This window comes from Exiguobacterium acetylicum DSM 20416, from assembly GCF_000702605.1.
GTDB lineage: Bacteria > Bacillota > Bacilli > Exiguobacteriales > Exiguobacteriaceae > Exiguobacterium_A > Exiguobacterium_A acetylicum.
On sequence record NZ_JNIR01000001.1, the window covers coordinates 72,555 to 88,281 of the forward strand.

Below are 15,727 nucleotides of genomic sequence, written 5' to 3' on the forward strand. Positions count from 1 at the left end.
ATAAGAAATGAGGCTATTGATATGTTTAATTTGAGTGAACAGCTCGTCAGTGGACTAAACCCTGAGCAAGCGAGAGCAGTCAAACATACGGACGGTCCACTGCTAATCATGGCAGGAGCCGGTTCCGGGAAGACACGCGTCCTGACACATCGGGTCGCTTATTTGATGGCGGCTAAACAAGTCGCACCGTGGAACATCCTCGCGATTACCTTCACGAACAAGGCAGCGCGGGAAATGCGGGACCGGATTGGTCGGTTGGTCGGTGGCGTCGCGAACGATATTTGGGTCTCGACCTTCCACTCGATGTGTGTCCGGATGTTACGTCGTGACATCGATCAGCTTGGGTACGATCGTAACTTCACGATTCTTGATTCAAGTGATCAGCAATCGGCGATCAAGCTCGTCTTGAAGGAACAAAACTTGGATCCGAAAAAATGGGATCCACGTTCGATGCTGACGATCATCTCGTCACAGAAAAATGAATTACGCAGTGCTGAATTTTACGCTTCGATCGTGACGAGCCCGTATGAGAAGACCGTTGCTGAAATCTATAAAGGATACGAAGCGGTCTTACGCCGAAACAACGCGCTCGACTTTGATGATTTGATCGGAAAAACGACGGAATTGTTCAAGAAGAGTCCGGATGTCCTTGCCTACTATCAGAAGAAGTTCCGCTACATCCATGTCGATGAGTATCAAGATACGAACAAAGCCCAGTATGATCTCGTTAACCTGTTAGCATCGGGACATCAGAATCTCTGTGTCGTTGGGGACTCGGATCAGTCGATCTATCGCTGGCGTGGTGCTGATATCGCGAACATCCTCTCGTTCGAAGAGGACTATCCGAATGCCGCTGTCATCTTACTCGAGCAAAACTATCGTTCTTCGAAACGGATCTTGGAAGCGGCCAACCATGTCATCCAAAACAACTCGACCCGTAAAGACAAGAAACTTTGGACAGATAATGACGAAGGCGAGAAGCTGATCGTCCATACGGCAGAGAATGAGCGGGAAGAAGCCTTTTATATCGTCCAGGAAATTCGGAACTCGCTTCGTTACGGGATGAAACTGAACGATATCGCGATTCTGTACCGGACGAACGCACAATCGCGTGCGATTGAGGAAACGCTTCTTAAGTCGAACGTTCCTTACAAAATGATCGGCGGTACGAAGTTCTACGATCGTAAAGAAATCAAGGACGTGCTCGCTTATCTTCGTTTAATCTCGAATCCGGACGAAGATCTGTCCTTCGCACGGATTGTCAACGAACCAAAACGTGGCATCGGCGCAACAACGATTGATAAGCTGCGTGATTTCGCTGACTTACAAGGCGTTTCGCTGATGGAAGCAATCCGCGATATCGAATTGTCGAGTATCGCACCAAAGACAGCAGCGAAATTGACAGATTTCCGGACGATGATTCTCGGACTCAGTCAAATGCAAGAATTCATCAGCCTTTCGGAACTGGTCGAAGAAGTGCTCGAGAAATCGGGTTATCGTCAAGTACTGAAGGAAGATAAGACGCTTGAAGCGCAAAGTCGTCTCGAGAACATCAATGAGTTTATTACCGTTGCGCAAAACTTCGAGAAGGAGACCGCGAAAGCCGATCCGGAAGACCGGACGATCATCGCCTTCTTGACCGATTTGACACTCGTTGCCGATGTCGATTCACTCGACGAGACGGATCCGGAAGAACAAGTCACGTTGATGACGCTCCACTCAGCAAAAGGACTCGAGTTCCCAGTCGTCTTCTTGATTGGGATGGAGGAAGGCTTGTTCCCACATAGCCGCTCGCTTCAGGATGAAGACGAGATGGAAGAAGAACGTCGCCTCGCGTATGTCGGGATCACACGTGCTGAGAAACGCCTTTACTTGTCACATGCGCGGATGCGCTCGCTTTATGGTCGGACGAATGCGAACCAAGAATCACGGTTCCTAGCGGAGCTGCCGGAAGTCGTCATCGAGCGGACTGGTAAAAAAGCGAAGCCACTTCCATGGGAAGACCGCCCTGTTCCGCAAGGCAAAGCCGTCATCGGTCGCTCGATCAGCAAACCGACAGCGATGAAGACGTCAGGTGCGGAAACGCTCGGTTGGTCGGTCGGAGATAAGGCAGAGCACGGGAAATGGGGACTCGGTACAGTCGTCCAGACTCGTGGTGAAGGGGATAATCTTGAAATCGATATCGCATTCCCAGCAGTCGGAATCAAACGATTGCTCGCGAAATTCGCACCGATTAAAAAGGTATGACGGGAGGTCCACAGATGGACGCAAGCCAGCGTATAGATGAGATTCGTCAAACATTGAACCGATACAGCTACGAATACTACGTACTGGATCAACCAACGGTACCGGATGCGACGTACGATCAATTGCTTCGTGAACTGACGGAGTTAGAAACAGAGCATCCAGAACTGATCACACCGGATTCGCCGACGCAACGGGTCGGCGCAGCACCGCTCGAAGCGTTCGAGAAGGTGACGCATGATTTACCGATGCTGTCGCTCGGAAACGTCTTTGATGAGACAGAAATTCGCGAATGGGTTGCTCGGATTGAGCGGTCGCTCGGACGTTCGACGACGTATGTCGCCGAACTGAAATTCGATGGACTTGCCATCTCGCTGAAATACGAAGACGGTCGATTCGTTCGTGGGGCAACGCGTGGCGATGGAACAGTCGGTGAGAACATCACGCAGAACCTACGGACGATCAAAGCGTTACCGCTGCGTTTGCAGGCAGAAGAGACGGTCGAAGTCCGCGGTGAGGCTTACATGCCGAAACAATCGTTCGAACGCTTGAATGAAGATCGGGCTAGCCGAGAAGAGACATTGTTCGCAAATCCGCGTAACGTGGCAGCAGGTAGTCTGCGTCAGCTCGATTCCTCGATCACGGCGTCGCGCAATCTGTCGTTATTCGTGTATGGCGTCGGCGTCAATACGTTGACGGCCCGTTCACATAGCGAAGCAATGGCACAACTCGCTTCACTTGGGTTACCGACCAATCAACATATGCAGACGTGTGAGACGGTGGAAGAGATTCTTGCCTACATCGCACATTGGACGGAAGCACGCGCGAGCCTGCCATATGAGATCGACGGAATCGTCTTGAAAGTCGATCGGTATGATGATCAGGAAGAGCTCGGCTTCACAGCAAAAAGTCCTCGCTTCGCGACAGCCTATAAGTTCGCGGCGGAAGAAGTCATGACGACAGTCGAAGACGTTGATTTCAGTGTCGGTCGGACCGGGAAAGTCACACCGCGTGCCCGTTTTGCACCGGTTGTCGTTGCAGGATCGACAGTGACGTATGCGACACTGCACAACGCCGACTTCATCGCTGAAAAAGATATTCGCCTTCAGGACTCGGTCATCATTAAAAAAGCGGGCGATGTCATCCCGGCAGTCGTACAAGTTGTCACGGCAGAACGGACAGGGGAAGAGACACCAATCGTCTTCCCAACGCATTGTCCGGCTTGTCAGTCGGAACTTGTCCGTCTCGAAGGTGAAGTCGACATCCGCTGTGTCAGTCCGGAATGCCCAGCGCAATTGATGGAAGGCATCATTCACTTTGTTTCACGTCAGGCGATGAACATCGATGGTCTCGGTGAAAAAGTCGTCCGTCAATTGTATGACCATGAAGCGATCCGGACGATTGCCGATTTATATCGACTCGATCGTGAGGAGTTGTTGACGTTCGACCGGATGGGTGAGACGTCCGTTGATAAATTGCTTGCAGCGATCGAAGCCTCGAAACAGAACTCGGTCGAGCGTCTGTTGTTTGGTCTCGGAATCCGACTCGTTGGTCAAAAAGCGGCATATCTCTTAGCGGAACGTTTTGATTCGTTAGCGGGGATTGCAGCAGCGAGCTACGACGAAATCGTCGCGATTGACGGCATCGGTGGGAAAATCGCAGATTCAATCGTGAAGTACTTCGAACATCCGGAAGCACAGGCATTGATTCGTGATTTGGAACAACTTGGCGTCAATCAACGTTTCCTTGGTGAACGGGTTGATCAGACGAATGCACCACTCGGGGGCAAAACGATTGTCTTGACGGGAACGCTCGAGAGTTTAAAACGGTCAGAGGCCGGTAAACGACTCGAAGCACTTGGTGCCGATGTGACAGGAAGCGTCAGTAAAAAGACGGACGTACTTGTCGCAGGGGAAAAGGCGGGCTCTAAACTGACGAAAGCGGAATCGCTTGGTATCGAAATTTGGGATGAAGCGCGTCTGTTAGAAGAACTAGCTAAACACGAAGCGTGAGAAGAATAAATGAGAACGATCAAATAAAAAGGAAGGCGGAATTCCGCCTTCCTTTATTCATGTTCATCTTTCTCACGAAGCAATCGTCTCGCTCCGAATCAAAGTACCTTGTTTGATGAGACGATTCGTTGCCGTTTCCGGAGGATCACATGTGATTAATGTGATGGTTGGAGAAGCGACAGATTGGTCGAGGACGGACAATGTCGTCGGTGTGACAAGACGACTGGATGTGATGCGGTACGTATACCGATGCGTTTTTGTTGTGACGACGACGGTATCACCTTTTTTGACGTCAGGTAGACGATTGAAGTGAAGCCCTTCCGTGAAACTGCGGTGTCCGGCGAGCGCATAATTGCCTTTCCCGGGTGATCCGGTTTCTGGAATATGACCGATACTTCGGTCGAGGACTGCTGTCGTCGAGCCTTCTAAGATGACTTGCTCGAAATCAATGCTTGGAATCGAGAGCAGTCCAACACCTGATTTCGCGAGCGGTTGTTTAGTCTCTTTCGCATCGACAGTCTTTAGACTTTTCGTCCATTGTTCCTTTAAATTGGCTGCCTCTTGTTCACGCTGATAGTCACTGATGAAGGGCCAGGCAATAAGGGCGATGCCTGCCAGTAAAAAAAGCAGACCGATGAATTTACGACGTGTCATAAGAAAAAGTCCTTTCGGATACGCTAAGGCGTATCATCTTTTTTGAAAATCAGGGGAAAACTTGTCCTTCCCCGATGGAAAACGATTCTGTTATGATAAAGAGAACGATTTAAAAACATGGGGTGCAAATAGAGATGAACTATAAAACAGCAGTAGCGTTGACGTTATCGAGCACGTTATTTTTAGGTGCTTGTTCGTTCGACCTTTCGCCAAGTAGCGATACAAAAGAAGTCATTACTGAAAGTGAACAAGGTAAGGAAGTCCAGGCCGTCGTCAGTCCAGCCATTGATACGACAGATTCGTACTACCGGACGGTCTTGCCATTTCGTCCAAGCGTCGCACGTGGAATGACACAAAAACGTGTCAGTTCACGTCTTGAGCTCGATGAAATCGAGACGGGTTTAATGCGTCACTCGACACAGTTTTTTGATCCGGAAAAATACTATTACCAAGAAGGTCAGTTACTCGAAGCCGACCAAATCGCAAAATGGTTGTTGCGAAAAGGAAAAGCAGGCGATGGCGTCAGCGATCCTGAAGGTCTGAACCCAGCCTATACGTCTGGTAAGTCGTATAAAGAAAAAAACCAAAAGTCACCTATGATTCTATCGCATATCTTAGAGCAAGACTACATGCTTGAAGAAGATAAGAAGCTTGAACTCGGTGGTACGTCGATTGCGCTTGTCTTAAATAGTGAGTATGTATTCCAAGATGAAAACTATGGACCTACTTATACCGTTAAACTTGATGAAAAGAAAGTCGTTGCTGAAGGCAAGCGGATGGCGAACGATTTAGTCAAGAAGATGCGGAAGACGCAAGGGATGAAGACGACACCGATTCACGTCGCCCTCTATCTCCAGGAAAAAGAAGGGTCACCGGTTTCTGGTCACTATCTCTCGTCTGCCTTCATCGGTCGCGGGAATCAAATCAGTGCGAACGACTGGAAAAACTACAATGAGCGCTATTACTACTATCCGTCAGCACGCGCGACGAATGACGTGCGTGATGATGCAGCGAAGTTCGATTTATTTAAAGACCGTCTAGAAGACTACTTCCCGAACTACACCGGTATGATAGGGGAAGGCTTCTATCAAGAAGATGAACTGAAAAAGCTCGAGATGAAGATTCCCGTTCAATTTTACGGAAAAGCAGAACTCGTTGCATTCGTTCAGTACGTGACGTATCTGCTTGAGAATCGTTGGGAGTATAATCGAAACATTCCAACGACGATTACTGTGACGAACTTGAACGGGGATACGGAAGCGATGCTATTCCTCGATCCGGATACAAAGAAACCGATCGTCAAGATTCGCTGATTTCTCCATTCACTTTATGAAGCGACATTCCTCCAATGGACGGAATGTCGCTTTTTTTGTATAACGGACGCTGGAAGAGAGAAGCATATGAATCAGAAAGGAAGGGTATGGAAGAAGAATGGTATTTTGTTTCACTTTCCCATTTTTTAGATTTACGAAAGCCAGTAGGAGAGAGCATAATGAAAGAAGAACAGTTCTACACACAGGAACGACGCGGTAAGTGATGAATCGTCAGTTCTTTTAAGAAGAAGAGGATAAAGGAGAGATGTAGATGAAAGGCGGTATCTATTCACAAATCGGTGCAGTTCGAGAGGAACTACCATCGTCCTCACGAAAAGTCGCAGACTATGTCTTGACGCATATGAACCAAATTGCGCGGATGACGATCCACCAACTTGCAGAGGAATCAGATACAAGTGCCGCTGCAGTCGTCCGCTTCTGTCGCGCGCTTGGACTAAAAGGATACCCGGAGTTGCGAATGCGCATTTCTGCCGATACAGCACGGACGGATTTAAAAGGGTATCACGATATCGAAAAAGATGAACGTCCCGTCGACTTGATTGAAAAAACGCTTAGTAACAGCATTCAAGCGTTACAGGATACTGCGAAACAGTTGAATGATGAACGGATTGCGGATGCGATTGATGTGATTGATCAAGCACGCGCGATTTATTTTTACGGGATTGGAGCATCACATGTCGTAGCTGAAGACGCTGCTCAAAAATGGACGCGTGTCGGGAAACTGGCGATTCAAGAAACGGACCAGCACTTACTTGCGACAATCTTAGCGAACGCACGCCCAGAAGATGTCTTTTTTGCGATTTCCTACAGCGGAGAAACGGAAGAGGTCGTCGAATTGATCCGTTTGGCGAAAATCCAAGGACTAAAGGTCATCAGTCTGACACGTTTCGGGGACAACCGCATCAGCCAACTCGCGGATATCGCGCTTTGGACATCACGCGCACCGGAAGCGCCGCTTCGTAGTGCGGCACTCAGTTCGCGTCTCGCCCAACTATTTGCGATCGATGTCTTGTTCTTATCGTATGCTGCGGGACATTATGAAGACACACTCGAACGTCTCCAATACACACGAGAAAGCGTTAAGACATTGCATCAAAAGAAATAAGGGGGATACATATATGTCAGAACGAACTGCCGGACTAGACGCGTTGTATCCAGAAATGGTCGAGCGCCGTCGCTATTTACATCAACATCCAGAGTTGTCGTTTCACGAAGTCGAGACCCCGCGTTACATCGCGCAACATTTAAAAGCGCTTGGAATCGAAGTCAGGACCGGAGTCGGCGGACGTGGTGTCGTCGGGTATATTCGTGGAGGAAAACCGGGGAAGACCGTCGCGTTACGCGCCGACTTTGATGCCTTGCCGATTGCTGACGCCAAAGAGGTCGCGTATCGGTCGACAGTTCCGGGTGTGATGCATGCATGCGGCCACGATGGTCATACGGCGACGTTGCTGGCCGTCGCAGAGACGCTCATACAACAGCGGGAATCGTTACCAGGGAATGTCGTCTTGATTCATCAACATGCGGAAGAAGTTGTTCCGGGTGGTGCACGCGATATGATTGCGGACGGTTGTCTCGAAGGAGTCGATGTCATCTTCGGAACGCATCTTTGGTCAACGATTGATCTAGGACGCGTCGGTGTTCGGACTGGTCCGATCATGGCAGCGGCTGATAAGTTCGAGCTGACCTTATATGGAAAAGGCGGACACGGTGCGAAACCACATGAGACGATTGATGCTGTCTTACTCGGGGCAACGATCGTTAAGGAATTGCAATCGATCGTCAGTCGTCAACTCAATCCACTGGAGCCGGCAGTCGTGACTGTCGGAACATTACATGCGGGGAATACGTTTAATGTCATCGCGGATCAAGCGACGTTGACAGGAACGGTCCGGACGTTTGATGAAGCGGCAGCGGACGATATCATCGAGCGGATGGAGCGAACGATCAAAGGAATCTGTGAAGCAGTCGGAGCAACGTATCACTTTACATACGAAAAAGGCTATCCGGCTGTCATCAACCATGCTGCACCCACCGCATTGATTGAATCTGTCGCACGAGAAGTTCTAGGAGACGAGCATGTATTTGAGATTGAACCGACGATGGGTGGCGAGGATTTTGCTTATTATCTGCAACACGTACCTGGCGCGTTCTTCTTTACAGGAGCGGGAGATGCTTCGTATCCACCGCATCATCATCCGCAGTTTGATTTTAAGGAGCCGGCGATGCTCGATGCAGCACGTATTCTAGTTGAAGCAACGTGGCGGTATTTAGAACAAGCTATTGAAGCATAAAAAAATCGCTCGTCGTGACTCCGAAAAGGAATCAGGGCGAGCGATTGTTGTCTTCTTAATCTAAAATTTCTTGAACACGACCGACTTGTCCGTCTTCTAAACGCACTTTGATCCCGTGCGGATGTTGCGGCGATTTCGTGAGAAGGTCTTTAACGATTCCTTCTGTTCGTTTACCAGTTCGTTGATCTTGCTTCAGCACGATGCTGACTTTTAGACCAGGCGTAATATTTTTACGTGTTTTACCATCCATCTGTAAATCCTCCAATCGTTCATTTCCTGTTTGGCTATCAGTATAACATGGTTCAGTCAGTGAAACTTGTTTGTCGCAAGGACGTAAAGTGAAAAGAGAACAGAATGTCAGAAAAAAGTTTGACTATATTTGACCAATTAGAAGACGACTTTTATAATTAAGGTAATGAAGTATAGGAAAAGGAAGTGAATTCGAATGGCAAAAGACTACTATCAAACACTCGGTGTCACGAAGGATGCATCGAATCAAGATATTAAGCGCGCGTACCGCAAATTGGCGAAGCAGTATCACCCAGACGTCAATAAAGAGGCGAGTGCGGACCAGCGTTTCAAGGATATCCAAGAAGCGTTCGATGTGCTTGGGGATGAGGAAAAACGAGCGAAGTACGATCGATATGGCAGTAACTTCGATCAGATGGCAGGTGCTGGAGCTGGTGGCGCTGGAGATTATGAAGATTTGTTCCGACAGTTCGGAGGTGGTGGACGGACACGACCTGGACAATCGTTCGGATTTGAAGATATGTTCGGTTCGTTCTTTAGTCAAGAAGAGGCGTCGACCGATGAAGAGCTTGAATTGACGGTACCGCTCGGACACCTCAGTACGAACGAAAAAGTCACGGTGCGTCTCGCGACCGGATCAATTCAATTGACGCTACCGAAAGACGTCTATGACGGTAAAAAAGTCCGCTTACGTGGAAAAAGTTCGATGCGTAACCGACAAGGTGTCGCGGGAGATGTTTACGTGACGATTCATCTGAAGGATGATGATCAGTTCCGACGCGTCGACCAGGACGTCATCTCCACCGTCCGTGTTCATCCGACGACGCTTGTGCTCGGAGGCGAAGTCGTCGCGGATACGCTTGAAGGGAAACGAATCAAACTGAAAGTCAAACCGGGCACGAAACCAGGAGCACGACTCCGGATTCCGAATCGTGGTCTCAGTCAAGCGAATGGCCATCGGGGAGCGTTACTTGTCCAACTTGAAGTCAAGTTACCTGAGATGGACCGTGCCTTTTATGAAGAGTGGGAACGTCAACTTGCAGTGAAGGAGTGATCAAGGATGGATTTTGAACGTTTAACGGATCGGGCACACGAGGGAATTGTCTCTGCCCAAGCGATCGCGAAACAACGTCGTCATAGTGAAATCACAGAGTGGCATTTGTTACTTGCCTTACTTGCGCAAGAAGAGGGAATTGCACGGGTCATTTTTGAAAAGCTGAATCAACGGATTGAGACATTGAATGGAGCGATTGACGAGGCAATTAGTAAACTTCCGGCCTTGTCACAGGCGACGACGCCTCGGATCGGTGGCTCGTTGCTGAACGTATTAACGGAAGCAGAGACGGAAGCGCGTCTCATGCAGGATGACTACGTCTCCGTCGAACACTTATTGTTGGCATTGATCAAACAATCAAGTCCAGCAGCTCAATATTTACGTCGTCAAGGCATTACGGAAGAGACACTCCGGGAAGCAATCGTCAGTATGCGAGGCAATCGGAAGGTCACGACGAAAAATCCTGAAGAGACGTTCGATGTACTAAAAAAATATGGACGTGATCTTGTAGCGGATTTCCGGTCTGGGAAAACGGACCCGGTCATCGGTCGTGATGATGAGATTCGACGTGTCATCCGGATTTTGAGTCGGAAGACAAAAAATAATCCCGTCTTGATCGGAGAACCCGGCGTCGGGAAAACGGCAATCGTTGAAGGACTCGCGCAACGGATCGTCCGTGGGGATGTACCAGAGAGTCTGAAGAACAAGCAGTTGTTCAGTTTAGATATGAGTGCGCTCGTCGCTGGTGCGAAATATCGGGGTGAGTTCGAAGAGCGCCTGCAGGCGGTCTTGAATGAAGTCAAGGAAGCCGAAGGTCAGATTCTCTTATTCATCGATGAGTTGCATACGATCGTTGGTGCCGGGAAGACAGACGGTGCAATGGATGCCGGAAACATGCTCAAGCCGATGCTTGCGCGAGGAGAACTGCACTGTATCGGGGCGACGACGCTTGACGAGTACCGGAAGTATATCGAGAAAGATCCAGCGCTCGAACGTCGCTTCCAACAAGTCCTTGTCGCGGAACCGGATGTCGAGGATACGATTTCCATTCTGCGTGGATTAAAAGAACGATTCGAGATTCACCACGGTGTACGGATTCATGATAATGCGCTCGTTGCGGCGGCGATGTTATCCGATCGGTATATTACGGATCGGTTCATGCCGGATAAGGCGATCGATCTCGTTGATGAAGCATGTGCAATGATTCGGACCGATATGGAGTCGATGCCAGCTGAACTCGATTCACTCGTTCGTCGGGTCATGCAGCTCGAAATCGAGGAAGCGGCATTAAAGAAAGAAACGGATGAAGCATCTCGGAAACGACTTGCCGTCTTACAGCAAGAGCTCAGCTCTGTTCGAGAAGACGAGAGTGCGTTGCGGACGCGATGGGAACGGGAAAAAGAGAGTTCGCAAAGTGTCCAGCAGTTACGTGCGGATCTTGAGAAGGCAAAACTGGCGTTACAAGAAGCGGAAGGGCGCTATGATTTGAACCGAGCATCGGAAATCAAGTACGGTCAAATTCCGGATCTTGAGGCACGTCTGAAAGTTGCGGAAGAGTCATCTGAACACGTCTCACACGAACTCGTTCGAGAAGCGGTGACGGAAGAAGAGATATCCGATATCGTTTCGAAATGGACCGGCATTCCGGTGACACGGCTTGCGCAGGGTGAACGCGAAAAATTACTCTATCTCGAGGATACACTCCATGAGCGCGTCTTCGGTCAAGACGAAGCAGTCCGTCTCGTCGCGGACGCTGTCATTCGAGCGCGCGCAGGCATCAAGGATCCGAACCGCCCAATCGGCTCGTTCTTATTCCTCGGTCCGACAGGAGTCGGGAAGACAGAACTTGCAAAAGCTTTAGCGGCAGCGATGTTCGATAGTGAAGATCATATCGTCCGCATCGATATGTCGGAGTATATGGAAAAACACAATGTCTCCCGTCTTGTTGGTGCGCCTCCGGGATATGTCGGTTATGAAGAAGGCGGTCAATTGACGGAAGCCGTCCGACGGAGCCCGTATTCGGTGCTGTTGTTCGATGAGATCGAAAAAGCGCACGGGGACGTCTTTAATATTTTGCTTCAGTTGCTCGACGATGGTCGATTAACAGACGCACAAGGACGTGTCGTCGACTTCAAGAACACGATCGTCATCATGACGTCAAACATCGGGGCACCGATCCTGCTTGAAGCCGCTAAAGATGGTGTCATCGATGCAGCGGAAGAGGAAGCCGTTCGCCAAGAACTGAAACGTCACTTCCGACCGGAGTTCTTGAATCGGATTGATGATACGATTTTATTCCATCCACTCCACCGGACGGAAATCGAACGAATCATTGACAAAGCGGTCGAGAAAATGAGCTCACGTTTATCTGGACGCGGCATTACGATTGATGTCACGAATGCTGCGAAGACGTTGATTTTCGAAGAAGCATTTGAACCACAATACGGCGCCCGTCCAATCAATCGTTATATGCAACGAACGATTGAGACGAAACTTGCCCGTGCCTTAATCAGTGGGGCGATTCAAGATGGTGCTCGGATTTCGATTGACGTAGAAGACGGTGAACTCGTCGTCCACGGATGAAGCAGATGCTAGAAAAAGGAGTCGACTCGGCTGAAACGAGTCGACTCCTTTTAGCGTTTACGGAAGAACCATATCCGTATCCGTTAGATGCGTGATAAGCTAGAAAAAAAAGAGAAAGAGGGAACGCCATGAATGTTACACAAGCCCAACTCGAGGAGTTGATTGAAGAATGCCGTCCGTATACGGTGCTTGGACAAGTCGCCAGTTACATCCCAGAACTTGCGAAGGTTGATCCGACACAACTCGGAATCGCCGTCTGTAATGCCGACGGGACGTTCGTTTCGGCAGGTGATGCGGATACGATGTTTACACTACAGAGTGTATCGAAGATCATCACGCTCGCATTCGTCCTCGAGACATTCGGAGAAGACTATGTCTTTTCAAAAGTCGGGATGGAACCGACGGGCGATGCGTTCAATTCGATCGCAAAACTTGAAGAGACGATTCCAACAAAACCGCTTAATCCAATGATCAATGCAGGAGCACTAGCCGTGACGAGCATGTTACCGGGAACAGATGCTGCCGATAAATTACTTCAATTGCGTCAATTCATCGCAAAACTATTGGATATTGAAGTAGAAATGGTAAAATATGACGCAGATGTTGCTGAATCAGAATTCGAAACGACGGATTTAAACCGTGCATTGTTGTACTTCATGCGCTATCACGGTGTCATCGAAGGAAATGTCGAAGAGATCATCGACGTCTACACGAAGCAGTGTGCGATTTTGACGAACTGTAAAGGACTTGCCATGATGGGAAAAATTTTGAGTACATCTGGAAAAACACCATCAGGACGCCAAGTCATTTCACGTCGGAACGCACGAATCATTCGAGCGATCATGACGACGTGTGGCATGTACGATGCATCTGGAGAATTTTCGGTCCAAGTCGGGCTACCAGGAAAAAGTGGTGTTTCCGGTGCAGTCGTTGCTTGTGGTCGAAGTGATTTCGATATGGCTGATCTCGGAATCGGTGTCTTTGGACCATCGCTTGACGCAAAAGGGAATTCGATTGCCGGAACAAAGATGCTGGAATTACTCGTTCAACGTCATCCATGAGCGATTTCAATCTGATCAAGCGCAGAACGTAGTTCGTCCTCTAAACGCTTGATCTGACGTAAACGCTCTTCTTGATAAGCAGATGGAACCTCGAAAGAGCGCCATCTTTCTAATCGCTGATACGTATCATTGATGTGTCCGAGTCGTGTCTGGGTTGTCTTTAGGCGATCAACAGCAGACTTCGGTTGATGCGTGTAGGGACGAAGGTACTCGACCGTATAACGGTATGCTTTTGTAGCAAGCCGTAATTCATGCATCCGTTCGACACGCTTCGTTCCATCCTTTCGTTGCACTTTTTCAAATTGTTCACGTTTTTTTTCATAGCGTTTCTCGGCGGCGTGAATCAGCTCTTTTTCTGACATCCGCTTGAGGCGCTTTGTCATCGGACCGGCTAAAAAGCGACGAACGGATCGATCCAGTTCATTTGAGATCAAGAGGTGCATCGTCTCGATTAAAGTCGAACGTTTCCCTTGAAGTTGCAGAGCGACATGGTTCGCGAACAACTGATCGATTTCTGTTTTGTTTGAGGTTGCTTCGAGTTGTACGTCGAGGTCACGGACTTCGCCGAAAGCATGCATCAGTCGCTTCCAAATCAAATAAACGGGTTCCTCCGTTAAATCGACCAATCGGGCGAATGTGATCAGTTTCCGTAACCGAATCCGCGCTTGATGGACATCTTCCGGATTTTCAAACGTTTGAGCCTCTTTGGCATAATGATTGAAGGTAGACCATGTCTCAAGCAGTTCGAAAGTCAGCTTTTCAGTATCTCGATGGTTCATGAGATGAATCCCTCCTCGGATTATTTTCGTAAGAGTTCAAGAGTGCTAGGTTTTAAAATTAAGGAGGACTCCTCCTGAAATGTGGTGGAAACATGTTAGAAACAGTTACGTTCTCAGGAAAGATGAAGCAATTCATGAAAATTTTCTTTCCCATCCTCGTAACGCAAGTCGCGTTTTACTTAATTAGTTTTTTCGATACGGTCATGGCCGGTCGATACGGCTCTGCTGATTTAGCAGGAGTCGGTGTCGGAGCAAGTCTCTGGGCACCCGTTTACACAGGACTGACCGGTATTCTACTTGCCGTCGCACCGCTCGTTTCCCAAGCGATGGGAGCGAAACGCGAGCGGGAAGTCAAACGGATTGTCATGCAGGCGTTGTACGTTGCTGTCGTGATCATTGGTTTGACCGTAGTCATCGGACTTATTGCTGTCAATCCGATTCTCGAACGGATGGAGTTATCAGCAGAGGCGCGTGAAGTCGCGCGAAATTATCTCGTGATGTTAGCACTTGGGATCGTACCGATGTTCGTTTTCTTCGTTTTACGAACACTCGTCGATTCATTAGGTAAATCAAATATCACGATGGTCTTACTACTAATCTCTTTACCCATTAACGTCCTTTTCAATTATCTATTCATCTTCGGAAACTTCGGTTTTCCGGAACTTGGTGGAGTGGGCGCGGGAGTTGCGACTGCCATCACCTACTGGATTCTCTGTCTAGCGATCATCGCTGTCGTCTTCAAAGGAGAATTATTTCAACGCCTTGGGATTCTGCGGCGCTTTTACCGTCCAGATATGAAGCGAATCAAGGAATTGATTCTACTCGGTGCTCCGATTGGTCTAGCGATTTTTTCTGAAGTCAGTATTTTCTCGGCGGTCACGTTGCTGCTCGGAGCGTACGGCGATGTCATCATCGGTGCCTATCAAGCGGCCATCAACTTCGCTTCGTTCGTCTATATGATCCCATTATCTGCTGCGTCCGCTTTGACGATCACAGTCGGTTTTGAGGTCGGTGCCAAACGAATCAAGGACGCTGTCCAGTACGTCGTCATTGGATTGACGATGTGTGTTGCCGTCTCCTTGTTCTCCGGGATCTTGTTGTACTTAAAGAATGAAGAACTTGCCGCTTTATATAGTCGTGATCCTCAAGTCATCGAAGCAGCCGCACACTTCATGATTTTAGCGATTTTCTTTCAACTGTCGGATGCAGTTGCTGCACCGACGCAAGGTGCATTACGTGGATTCAAGGATGTCAACGTCACCTTCTTGTTGACGATTGCTGCCTACTGGGTCATTGGACTACCATTAGGTTTTTATCTCGAACGCTATACGACACTCGGACCAGATGGTTACTGGTGGGGATTGATCATCGGTCTTGCGGTCGGAGCAACGCTACTGCTTGTTCGTCTTATGCATTTAATCCGTAAATCAAGGAGGCTGGCAGCTTGAAATTCTCAAAACAAC

12 protein-coding genes are annotated in these 15,727 nt (G+C 48.9%); 9 read left to right on the forward strand and 3 right to left on the reverse strand.

Annotated elements, in window-relative coordinates; genetic code table 11:
* Positions 1-21 precede the first annotated feature (21 nt).
* A complete protein-coding gene (pcrA, locus tag P401_RS0100360; protein ID WP_029340753.1) occupies positions 22-2,247 on the forward strand; it encodes a DNA helicase PcrA in 2,226 nt (741 codons plus the stop codon).
* Between the two features lie 14 nt (positions 2,248-2,261).
* Complete coding sequence (gene ligA, locus P401_RS0100365) at positions 2,262-4,256, forward strand: NAD-dependent DNA ligase LigA (protein ID WP_029340754.1); 1,995 nt, start codon at positions 2,262-2,264, stop codon at positions 4,254-4,256.
* Positions 4,257-4,328: 72 nt separating this feature from the next.
* On the opposite strand, the gene P401_RS0100370 is transcribed toward ligA, so the two are convergent.
* Complete coding sequence (locus P401_RS0100370) at positions 4,329-4,910, reverse strand: class D sortase (RefSeq protein ID WP_023467085.1); 582 nt, start codon at positions 4,908-4,910, stop codon at positions 4,329-4,331.
* A gap of 134 nt (positions 4,911-5,044) precedes the next feature.
* Between P401_RS0100370 and P401_RS0100375 the strand changes: the two genes are divergently transcribed.
* The 3 genes from P401_RS0100375 to P401_RS0100390 all read left to right on the forward strand — a co-directional run bounded on the left by P401_RS0100375 (position 5,045) and on the right by P401_RS0100390 (position 8,538).
* On the forward strand, positions 5,045-6,223 hold the full coding sequence (locus P401_RS0100375; protein ID WP_029340755.1) for a CamS family sex pheromone protein: 1,179 nt from the start codon (positions 5,045-5,047) through the stop codon (positions 6,221-6,223).
* Between the two features lie 271 nt (positions 6,224-6,494).
* Positions 6,495-7,349 carry a MurR/RpiR family transcriptional regulator gene (locus tag P401_RS0100385; protein ID WP_029340757.1) on the forward strand — a complete coding sequence of 285 codons (855 nt, stop codon included), beginning with the start codon at positions 6,495-6,497 and terminating at the stop codon, positions 7,347-7,349.
* 13 nt (positions 7,350-7,362) lie between these two features.
* Positions 7,363-8,538 carry a M20 metallopeptidase family protein gene (locus tag P401_RS0100390; protein ID WP_029340758.1) on the forward strand — a complete coding sequence of 392 codons (1,176 nt, stop codon included), beginning with the start codon at positions 7,363-7,365 and terminating at the stop codon, positions 8,536-8,538.
* Positions 8,539-8,593: 55 nt separating this feature from the next.
* Here the strand turns inward: P401_RS0100390 and P401_RS0100395 are convergent, their stop codons facing one another.
* Positions 8,594-8,788, reverse strand: a complete 195-nt coding sequence (locus P401_RS0100395) for a YwbE family protein (RefSeq protein ID WP_029340759.1) — start codon at positions 8,786-8,788, stop codon at positions 8,594-8,596.
* A 195-nt stretch (positions 8,789-8,983) separates the two neighbouring features.
* On the opposite strand from P401_RS0100395, the gene P401_RS0100400 reads away from it, so the two are divergent.
* The 3 genes from P401_RS0100400 to glsA all read left to right on the forward strand — a co-directional run bounded on the left by P401_RS0100400 (position 8,984) and on the right by glsA (position 13,485).
* Positions 8,984-9,841 carry a DnaJ C-terminal domain-containing protein gene (locus tag P401_RS0100400; protein ID WP_029340760.1) on the forward strand — a complete coding sequence of 286 codons (858 nt, stop codon included), beginning with the start codon at positions 8,984-8,986 and terminating at the stop codon, positions 9,839-9,841.
* Positions 9,842-9,847: 6 nt separating this feature from the next.
* A complete protein-coding gene (gene clpB, locus P401_RS0100405) occupies positions 9,848-12,424 on the forward strand; it encodes an ATP-dependent chaperone ClpB (RefSeq protein WP_029340761.1) in 2,577 nt (858 codons plus the stop codon).
* Positions 12,425-12,552: 128 nt separating this feature from the next.
* On the forward strand, positions 12,553-13,485 hold the full coding sequence (gene glsA / locus P401_RS0100415) for a glutaminase A (RefSeq protein WP_023467099.1): 933 nt from the start codon (positions 12,553-12,555) through the stop codon (positions 13,483-13,485).
* Here glsA and P401_RS0100420 read toward each other — a convergent pair.
* Positions 13,476-14,264, reverse strand: a complete 789-nt coding sequence (locus P401_RS0100420; protein ID WP_029340762.1) for a CHAD domain-containing protein — start codon at positions 14,262-14,264, stop codon at positions 13,476-13,478. The two genes, glsA and P401_RS0100420, sit on opposite strands and share 10 nt — an antisense overlap.
* 92 nt (positions 14,265-14,356) lie before the next feature.
* Between P401_RS0100420 and P401_RS0100425 the strand changes: the two genes are divergently transcribed.
* The gene (locus tag P401_RS0100425) at positions 14,357-15,712 is read left to right on the forward strand and encodes an MATE family efflux transporter (RefSeq protein ID WP_023467101.1); all 1,356 of its coding nucleotides are present in this window, start codon (positions 14,357-14,359) and stop codon (positions 15,710-15,712) included.
* The last annotated feature ends 15 nt before the right edge of the window (positions 15,713-15,727 follow it).

Bases quoted from the DNA above. Each gene is read 5' to 3' on its own strand.
- pcrA (WP_029340753.1), top strand. From the start codon at position 22: ATGTTTAATTTGAGTGAACAGCTCGTCAGTGGACTAAACCCTGAGCAA.
- ligA (WP_029340754.1), top strand. From the start codon at position 2,262: ATGGACGCAAGCCAGCGTATAGATGAGATTCGTCAAACATTGAACCGA.
- P401_RS0100370 (WP_023467085.1), bottom strand. From the start codon at position 4,910: ATGACACGTCGTAAATTCATCGGTCTGCTTTTTTTACTGGCAGGCATC.
- P401_RS0100375 (WP_029340755.1), top strand. From the start codon at position 5,045: ATGAACTATAAAACAGCAGTAGCGTTGACGTTATCGAGCACGTTATTT.
- P401_RS0100385 (WP_029340757.1), top strand. From the start codon at position 6,495: ATGAAAGGCGGTATCTATTCACAAATCGGTGCAGTTCGAGAGGAACTA.
- P401_RS0100390 (WP_029340758.1), top strand. From the start codon at position 7,363: ATGTCAGAACGAACTGCCGGACTAGACGCGTTGTATCCAGAAATGGTC.
- P401_RS0100395 (WP_029340759.1), bottom strand. From the start codon at position 8,788: ATGGATGGTAAAACACGTAAAAATATTACGCCTGGTCTAAAAGTCAGC.
- P401_RS0100400 (WP_029340760.1), top strand. From the start codon at position 8,984: ATGGCAAAAGACTACTATCAAACACTCGGTGTCACGAAGGATGCATCG.
- clpB (WP_029340761.1), top strand. From the start codon at position 9,848: ATGGATTTTGAACGTTTAACGGATCGGGCACACGAGGGAATTGTCTCT.
- glsA (WP_023467099.1), top strand. From the start codon at position 12,553: ATGAATGTTACACAAGCCCAACTCGAGGAGTTGATTGAAGAATGCCGT.
- P401_RS0100420 (WP_029340762.1), bottom strand. From the start codon at position 14,264: ATGAACCATCGAGATACTGAAAAGCTGACTTTCGAACTGCTTGAGACA.
- P401_RS0100425 (WP_023467101.1), top strand. From the start codon at position 14,357: ATGTTAGAAACAGTTACGTTCTCAGGAAAGATGAAGCAATTCATGAAA.